Genomic DNA, 8,581 nt, shown 5'->3' on the forward strand with positions numbered 1-8,581 from the left:
TTTTTAAGAAAAGTTCCGATTTATTTAGAAAATATTATTTTTTGTTGTAATGATCGTGCTGATTGTTCAAAGTTATTACTTATTAAAAACAGCGATTGCTCTATTGAAGCCGTCTTTAATTTTGTACCAGAGCCATTCGAACATTTCATCGATTTCCTCTACCTGCCCTGTAACAACCGCCGTAGATGCCATGTAATTGCCGTTGATCACTGTAATATTGCCGTCCACTTCTCCTTCGACAATAATATCTCCATTTTTCACGACGATGTCACCTTTAACAACTTCACCGACCGGCACTGTTACCGTTTGTCCTTCAATAACTAAATTAGGCTGTTTCGTCACGGAGAATTGATCATCATTCGGGAAACTGCCTAACAATGTGGCACTCATACATAAAAAGAATACTGCTGCAGCCATAAGTACAGGATGCTGACGGAACCAACGTTTAATGCCGGCAGAACTTTTGCGTTTCGGTAAACGACTTATCACTTGATCCTCAAAGCGCGGAGGGGCAGTAATATGTGCTGCACTCTTGATAAACGCAACCGTGTCACTTAATTCATGCATATGTTGTTGGCAATCAGGGCATGTTTGCAAATGCTGCTTCAATATTTGTTCATGCTCACGACTAATATCACCATCTAAATATTCGTGCATATAATCCACGAATTCTGATGCACACGTTTTCATGCGTATCTTCCTCCTACAAATTGTTTAACTGCTTTCTTAACGCTTCACGGCCACGGTGAATACGTGTTTTAACTGTTCCTAAAGGCATATCTAAAATTTCACTTATTTCCTGAAGGGACAGCTCTTCTATATATTTTAATACAATGACCGATCGATATTTATCGGGAAGACGGCTGATTTCATATTGTATTCTATCCTGAAGCTCCATCTGCTCAACGGCCTCTTCGGGCAACTGCTCATCTGCGGCAATCTGGGAATACATATCCAATCCTTCTGTTCCTGCTACTTCCGCATCTAAATAATAATCGGGCTTCTTTTTACGAATCCGGTCAATACAAAGATTTGTTCCGATTCGGTAAAGCCATGTTGAAAATTTTCGATTTTGATCATACGAATGTAAATTAATATAGGCACGTATGAATGCCTCCTGTGCGATATCTTCTGCTTCCTGTTTATTTCCAAGCATTCGATAGCACACTTGATACAGCTTGTGCTGGTAGAGGTTAACGATGTCGGCATATGCGTTTTGATCACCTTTAAGCACTTGCTTTATTCTTTTATTAACTAACGCATCCATTTGTCTTTCCTCTCCACCTTTTCAGCTGTTCTATATATACGGATTGCTTATTAAAAGGTTTCATTTTCTTTAAAAATTTTTTCCACCCATAAATATGTGCCTTTATTATAACAAACTTCATAACGACCAATCGAATTTTTTCGTAATAATCATACTAAAGTTTCGCCAAATAAAGAGCCGATTAACGCAACCGCCAACTCTGCTGTTTTATTTCGCTCATCTAATATGGGATTCACTTCTACAAACTCCGCTGATGTCATTAACCCGGATTCCTGTATCATTTCCATCGCTAAATGACTTTCCCGGTAAGTAATTCCCCCTGCTACAGGTGTCCCTACACCAGGAGTATATAAAGGATCTAACGCATCCAAATCAAGCGATAAATGAAGACCATCAATTTTCAACTGCTTAAAATGTTTCAGTGTTTCTTCCATTACATATGTCATTCCTAGACGATCGATTTCATGCATTGTATATATTTTAATCCCTCGTGTTTTAATTAGCTCCCGTTCCCCTTCATCGATAGAACGTCCGCCAATTATAACAATGTTTTCTGCTTTAATTTTAGGTTCAGCATGTAAAATCGAAGTTAGCCTTTCATGTCCTAGCCCGATACTTGTTGCTAATGGCATCCCATGAATATTTCCTGAAGGCGTTGTTTCCGGTGTATTTAAATCTGCATGTGCATCAAACCAGATGACACCCAGATTTTTATATTTCATCGATAGGCCAGCCAATGTACCAATTGCAATACTATGATCGCCCCCCAATACAAGCGGTATGTAATCCTTTTTTACAACGTTATATACTTTTTCGGCAAGTGCTGTATTTACCTTGATTACCTCATCCAGATTAAGCAGCTTTTCATCTTTCGTTGCAGCTGCATCCCCCTCTATAACTTGAATATTCCCTTCATCTTCAACTTCATAGCCAAGATCGGCCAAACGCTGCTGCACACCGGCATATCTGATGGCACTCGGACCCATATCTACTCCACGGCGTTGTTGCCCATAATCACATGGTACCCCTACGATTGAAATTTTCTGATTCATCATTTCTGCATCCCCTATCATGTTGTCATTTGTTCTTTCTTTTCTGTTCTAATCTATTCTATTCTCCGCTCACCCTTCTATAGAATTTCGAGTAACTAAACGATTTTCCCTCTATAAACGCAAAAAATCCTTTACTTATAATTAAGTAAAGGATTGTTATTTGATATTTAAGTACACTTCTAAGTTTATAAAATAAAAGTGAGCCATGAAGGACTCGAACCTTCGACCCTCTGATTAAAAGTCAGATGCTCTACCAACTGAGCTAATGGCTCATAAAAAATAAAAAAAATGGCTGGGGTACCTGGATTCGAACCAGGGCATGACGGAATCAAAATCCGTTGCCTTACCGCTTGGCTATACCCCAAACATTTTATAGATGGTGGAGGGGGACGGATTCGAACCGCCGAACCCTAAGGAGCGGATTTACAGTCCGCCGCGTTTAGCCACTTCGCTACCCCTCCGACAAATGATGCAACACTGTTAAAGTTGAATGGTGGAGGATGACGGGCTCGAACCGCCGACCCCCTGCTTGTAAGGCAGGTGCTCTCCCAGCTGAGCTAATCCTCCATACATAACAAGTGTTACTGCTTTATTTTTTTATGAAGCCTTAAATGGTGACCCGTACGGGATTCGAACCCGTGTTACCGCCGTGAAAGGGCGGTGTCTTAACCACTTGACCAACGGGCCGTTTTATAAGATGTTCTCTTTAAGACAAGATTTATAATATCATCATTTTTTATCTAGTGCAAGCCTTTTTTAAAAACTTTTTTAAAAAAGTTTTATTATTTATTTTTAATAGTAAAAAGGCAAAAAAAATGGCTCCGAAGGCAGGACTCGAACCTGCGACCTGCCGGTTAACAGCCGGATGCTCTACCAACTGAGCTACTTCGGAACGCTACTATTATACATTGATGTACAAGCCATCTTTCGTACATTTATTATTATAGCAACGTTTTAAATTTATACAAGTAGTTTTTTGAAATAATTTGAACATTTTATTTATTAGGCCCTTCCTCCCTGGGAAGAGCCACTTATAATGAATACTTCTTTCTATTTTACTGTTTTATAAAATCGGTCATTTCTTCGATTAATCCCTTTGTTAGCGGTAAATCAGGATTGTAATAGCTCGCAAGATTTTGTTCTCGGTCACCTTCTACATCCTTTAACACATGATTCATCTTATCGAAATAGTGTATTGTCGCATCATTATTTGCTGCATGTAAGTTTTCCGCATCTTCTTCGGTTACTTGAATATCTTTTTTACCTTGAAGGATGATTATCGGAACGTTAACATTACTAATTTCATGCTGGGGATCGTATTTAAGCCATGAAATCATATATGGTTGAACAGATGGTCTAAATAATGATTGGAGCTGTGGAGACACTGTTTTCATCTCATTACCCGCTTTTAATTGCTGCAGTATTTTTTCTGATTCCGACAATAAGTTCTGAGGTAAGCTTGCTGATAACTGCTCCATTAAAACTTCATCAGCAGGTCTACCAATACCTGCTACCGAAATGAGAGAAGCTACATCATTTTGCTGGGCAGCAATGGTCATTATTAATGCACCCTCACTGTGACCTAATAAATGAATTTCATTAAATCGGTCATCCTTTTTAGCGTAATCTACAATAGATTTAACATCCTCTACATAGACTTCAAACGTTAAATCTTCTTCTTTTTTAACTAATGCCGTATTCTCACCGACTCCACGCTTATCGAACCGAATAGAAGCAATTCCTTTCTCCGCTAACCCTTCTGCAATCATCTTTAAACTATTGTTCGAACCAGCTCCAATTGTATTACCGTCTTTATTAGTAGGTCCAGACCCTGCATGGATAATAACAAGCTCGCCCGTAGCTTTATCAGGCATTTCCAACGCGGCTTTAAGCTGTCCGCCGGAAACTGGAATCGATAGCTCATCATACGTAACTGGTGTCTCTGTATAAGGCTTTAACGTAATTGGAAAGGACTGTCCATTTTGTGTGAACGTTCCTTCTATTGTTTCGTTATTTAGCTTCCCGTCAATTTTAACGAGAGATCCGGCTAAATTAATGGTGATGGCTACATCCGACTTGTTATATTTAATTGATTCAAATGCAAAGTCACTCAGTCCTTGTGCAGGTACGGAAATACTCCCACTCGACTCTTCCAAATTTAGTATAATTTCAAGAGGCGACTGCGGAATCTCAATCATTCCTTGCCACTTTCCTAATAACGCTTGTTCCATATGCACAACCTCCTGCTTTGTTTGTTCTTCTGCCGTTGACTTATCCGTATCTTCACCATTACAAGCTGACAGCAATAACACAACAGCTAAACTATAAGCAATTTTTCGCATGACTCTTCCTCCCACTTCATTCTTTACTTCCTTTACGGTTAGAATAGGAAAAAGTTTCAAAATAAAAAGCCATCAAATGACGATGACTTTTCCAATAGATTAAATTAAATTACGGTCAACAAATTCCTGAAGTTTTTCATAATCACTGACCTTTTGATTACATAATTGTGAATCATCACATATGTAATTGCTGTAAGATGTATAGTTATCCCCATTGCCCTTTACTGTAGCTGTAAACAAATGTACTGCACTATGCTGGTTACAAATCGAACAAACGCCTTTAATAGGATTGTGAGCATCAACAACTCCACGTAATGCTGTATAATCGCCTTCCTTTTCCAGTACAATGTATTGGCGATTCGTCCCTTTATCAACCCATGACAGATAGCTGATTGTTTGCCAATCAATCATTTCTAGTCTAGGCAGCTTCAGCTTCTTATCTTTTTTAAAAAGCTTTTGCAAACCTTGCTCGGAAATCGGTTTAAACGGAATAGTATATGACTTTAAGCTTTGGAAAAATAGTTCTGCCCCGATAGTATCCTCAACTGTTTCTACTTCTTTAATAATATCTTCATTTACATGTGTCAGTTTTTCTCTTAGCTCTGCAATTGCCAGCTCTCTTACAGCTGAAACAATTTTCTTATCATTTGATGCTAACTTTGCCTGCAGTATTTTATTTACTTGCTGTTCGATTAATCGTAGGTCCACTACCATTAAAAATGGTGCTGTCATGTTACTTCCTCCACTGTTATGCCTTGTAAAACTTTTTACATTTAATAATCGTATTTCTTTCTGCTTTAATGGTCAACTACTTAAGCTACCTTATTTAGACAGGTAAAACACTTTAATAATAGAAAAACCAAAGAAAGTAGTCCGTTAAGACACGATCTTTGGTTTACTCTTTATATTCTATAGTAACCTATACAATTTTCAATAATATAAAAAAGCCACTACTGACTAAATCAGCAGCGACTTTTTGAGCGAAGCGACGTCCTACTCTCACAGGGGGAAGCCCCCAACTACCATCGGCGCTAAAGAGCTTAACTTCCGTGTTCGGTATGGGAACGGGTGTGACCTCTTTGCCATCATCACTTCACTATAGTGGGCTTTAAAAAGCCTATGTAAAAGAATTTTCATTCTTTCAAAACTGGATAAACGTTTCATTGAGTTTGTGCAATAAAATGTGGTTAAGTCCTCGACCGATTAGTATTCGTCAGCTGCATGCGTCACCGCACTTCCACCTCGAACCTATCTACCTGATCGTCTTTCAGGGGTCTTACTTACTTGCGTAATGGGAAATCTCATCTTGAGGGGGGCTTCATGCTTAGATGCTTTCAGCACTTATCCCGTCCATACATAGCTACCCAGCGATGCCTTTGGCAAGACAACTGGTACACCAGCGGTATGTCCATCCCGGTCCTCTCGTACTAAGGACAGCTCCTCTCAAATTTCCTACGCCCACGACGGATAGGGACCGAACTGTCTCACGACGTTCTGAACCCAGCTCGCGTACCGCTTTAATGGGCGAACAGCCCAACCCTTGGGACCGACTACAGCCCCAGGATGCGATGAGCCGACATCGAGGTGCCAAACCTCCCCGTCGATGTGGACTCTTGGGGGAGATAAGCCTGTTATCCCCGGGGTAGCTTTTATCCGTTGAGCGATGGCCCTTCCATGCGGAACCACCGGATCACTAAGCCCGTCTTTCGACCCTGCTCGACTTGTAGGTCTCGCAGTCAAGCTCCCTTATGCCTTTACACTCTACGAATGATTTCCAACCATTCTGAGGGAACCTTTGGGCGCCTCCGTTACTCTTTAGGAGGCGACCGCCCCAGTCAAACTGTCCGCCTGACACTGTCTCCTACCCCGCTAAGGGGCATGGGTTAGAAGTTCAATACAACCAGGGTAGTATCCCACCGACGCCTCCTTCGAAGCTGGCGCTCCGAGATCTCTGGCTCCTACCTATCCTGTACAAGTTGTACCAAAATTCAATATCAGGCTACAGTAAAGCTCCACGGGGTCTTTCCGTCCTGTCGCGGGTAACCTGCATCTTCACAGGTACTATAATTTCACCGAGTCTCTCGTTGAGACAGTGCCCAGATCGTTACGCCTTTCGTGCGGGTCGGAACTTACCCGACAAGGAATTTCGCTACCTTAGGACCGTTATAGTTACGGCCGCCGTTTACTGGGGCTTCAATTCACAGCTTCGCTTGCGCTAACCGCTCCTCTTAACCTTCCAGCACCGGGCAGGCGTCAGCCCCTATACGTCACCTTACGGTTTTGCAGAGACCTGTGTTTTTGCTAAACAGTCGCCTGGGCCTATTCACTGCGGCTTCTCTAGGCTATGCACCCAAAGAAGCACCCCTTCTCCCGAAGTTACGGGGTCATTTTGCCGAGTTCCTTAACGAGAGTTCTCTCGCACACCTTAGGATTCTCTCCTCGACTACCTGTGTCGGTTTGCGGTACGGGCACCTCTCACCTCGATAGAGGCTTTTCTTGGCAGTGTGAAATCAGGAACTTCGCTCATACGAGCTCGTCATCACAGCTCAACGTTAGAGTATGCGGATTTGCCTACATACACGCCTTACTGCTTGAACACGCGCAACCAACGGCGTGCTTACCCTATCCTACTGCGTCCCCCCATTTCTCAAACGGTGAGGAGGTGGTACAGGAATATCAACCTGTTGTCCATCGCCTACGCCTATCGGCCTCGGCTTAGGTCCCGACTAACCCTGAGCGGACGAGCCTTCCTCAGGAAACCTTAGTCATACGGTGCATGGGATTCTCACCCATGTTTCGCTACTCATACCGGCATTCTCACTTCTAACCGCTCCACCAGTCCTTCCGGTCTGACTTCAACGCTGTTAGAACGCTCTCCTACCACGCATACTCAAAGTATGCATCCACAGCTTCGGTGAATCGTTTAGCCCCGATACATTTTCGGCGCAGCGTCACTCGACCAGTGAGCTATTACGCACTCTTTAAATGATGGCTGCTTCTAAGCCAACATCCTGGTTGTCTAAGCAACGCCACATCCTTTTCCACTTAACGATTACTTGGGGACCTTAGCTGGTGGTCTGGGCTGTTTCCCTCTTGACTACGGATCTTATCACTCGCAGTCTGACTCCCGTGTATAAATATCCGGCATTCGGAGTTTGTCTGAATTCGGTAAAGCGAGATGCCCCCCTAGTCCAAACAGTGCTCTACCTCCGGTATTCTCAATCACGAGGCTAGCCCTAAAGCTATTTCGGAGAGAACCAGCTATCTCCAGGTTCGATTGGAATTTCTCCGCTACCCACACCTCATCCCCGCACTTTTCAACGTGCGTGGGTTCGGGCCTCCAGTGAGTGTTACCTCACCTTCACCCTGGACATGGGTAGATCACCTGGTTTCGGGTCTACGACCACGTACTAATTCGCCCTATTCAGACTCGCTTTCGCTGCGGCTCCGTCTTCTCAACTTAACCTCGCACGTAATCGTAACTCGCCGGTTCATTCTACAAAAGGCACGCTATCACCCATTAACGGGCTCTAACTACTTGTAGGCACACGGTTTCAGGATCTATTTCACTCCCCTTCCGGGGTGCTTTTCACCTTTCCCTCACGGTACTGGTTCACTATCGGTCACTAGGTAGTATTTAGCCTTGGGAGATGGTCCTCCCGGATTCCGACGGAATTTCACGTGTTCCGCCGTACTCAGGATCCACTCTGGAGGGAATGAACTTTTGACTACAGGGCTTTTACCTCGTTTCGCGGACCTTTCCAAGTCGCTTCGTCTAGTTCATTCTTTTGTAACTCCGTATAGAGTGTCCTACAACCCCAAAGAGCAAGCTCTTTGGTTTGGGCTCTTCCCGTTTCGCTCGCCGCTACTCAGGGAATCGAATTTTCTTTCTGTTCCTGCAGGTACTTAGATGTTTCAGT

The 8,581-nt window shown here is 42.9% G+C and carries 5 protein-coding genes, 6 tRNA genes and 2 rRNA genes (1 of these 13 cut by a window edge); all 13 read right to left on the minus strand.

Annotation, left to right across the window (positions count from 1 at the left end; all coding sequences use genetic code 11):
* Window positions 1-75: 75 nt before the first annotated feature.
* Window positions 76-690: a zf-HC2 domain-containing protein gene (locus MKY27_RS16995; RefSeq protein ID WP_339174322.1), complete on the minus strand. Its 615-nt coding sequence runs from the start codon at window positions 688-690 to the stop codon at window positions 76-78.
* 13 nt (window positions 691-703) lie between these two features.
* Window positions 704-1,267, minus strand: a complete 564-nt coding sequence (gene sigW / locus MKY27_RS17000) for an RNA polymerase sigma factor SigW (protein WP_008405972.1) — start codon at window positions 1,265-1,267, stop codon at window positions 704-706.
* 149 nt (window positions 1,268-1,416) lie between these two features.
* The gene (gene rocF / locus MKY27_RS17005; protein ID WP_339174326.1) at window positions 1,417-2,322 is read right to left on the minus strand and encodes an arginase; all 906 of its coding nucleotides are present in this window, start codon (window positions 2,320-2,322) and stop codon (window positions 1,417-1,419) included.
* Between the two features lie 196 nt (window positions 2,323-2,518).
* Window positions 2,519-2,591: transfer RNA gene (locus MKY27_RS17010), tRNA-Lys, on the minus strand.
* A 17-nt stretch (window positions 2,592-2,608) separates the two neighbouring features.
* Window positions 2,609-2,683, minus strand: a tRNA-Gln gene (locus MKY27_RS17015).
* A 13-nt stretch (window positions 2,684-2,696) separates the two neighbouring features.
* A tRNA-Tyr gene (locus MKY27_RS17020) sits at window positions 2,697-2,780 on the minus strand.
* Between the two features lie 30 nt (window positions 2,781-2,810).
* Window positions 2,811-2,886: transfer RNA gene (locus tag MKY27_RS17025), tRNA-Val, on the minus strand.
* 45 nt (window positions 2,887-2,931) lie between these two features.
* Window positions 2,932-3,006, minus strand: a tRNA-Glu gene (locus MKY27_RS17030).
* Between the two features lie 129 nt (window positions 3,007-3,135).
* Window positions 3,136-3,211: transfer RNA gene (locus MKY27_RS17035), tRNA-Asn, on the minus strand.
* Window positions 3,212-3,374: 163 nt separating this feature from the next.
* A complete protein-coding gene (locus MKY27_RS17040) occupies window positions 3,375-4,661 on the minus strand; it encodes an alpha/beta fold hydrolase (RefSeq protein ID WP_339196534.1) in 1,287 nt (428 codons plus the stop codon).
* A gap of 99 nt (window positions 4,662-4,760) precedes the next feature.
* Window positions 4,761-5,393 carry a FusB/FusC family EF-G-binding protein gene (locus tag MKY27_RS17045; protein ID WP_339174331.1) on the minus strand — a complete coding sequence of 211 codons (633 nt, stop codon included), beginning with the start codon at window positions 5,391-5,393 and terminating at the stop codon, window positions 4,761-4,763.
* Between the two features lie 248 nt (window positions 5,394-5,641).
* Window positions 5,642-5,757 (minus strand): 5S ribosomal RNA (gene rrf, locus MKY27_RS17050).
* A gap of 87 nt (window positions 5,758-5,844) precedes the next feature.
* Window positions 5,845-8,581, minus strand: a 23S ribosomal RNA gene (locus tag MKY27_RS17055); it runs 192 nt beyond the window's last position.

This window comes from Solibacillus sp. FSL R5-0449 (genome assembly GCF_037975215.1).
GTDB lineage: Bacteria > Bacillota > Bacilli > Bacillales_A > Planococcaceae > Solibacillus.

Excerpts from the sequence above, each read along its gene's own strand:
- MKY27_RS17045 (WP_339174331.1), bottom strand. The coding sequence starts at position 5,393 with ATGACAGCACCATTTTTAATGGTAGTGGACCTACGATTAATCGAACAG.
- MKY27_RS17040 (WP_339196534.1), bottom strand. The coding sequence starts at position 4,661 with ATGCGAAAAATTGCTTATAGTTTAGCTGTTGTGTTATTGCTGTCAGCT.
- sigW (WP_008405972.1), bottom strand. The coding sequence starts at position 1,267 with ATGGATGCGTTAGTTAATAAAAGAATAAAGCAAGTGCTTAAAGGTGAT.
- rocF (WP_339174326.1), bottom strand. The coding sequence starts at position 2,322 with ATGATGAATCAGAAAATTTCAATCGTAGGGGTACCATGTGATTATGGG.
- MKY27_RS16995 (WP_339174322.1), bottom strand. The coding sequence starts at position 690 with ATGAAAACGTGTGCATCAGAATTCGTGGATTATATGCACGAATATTTA.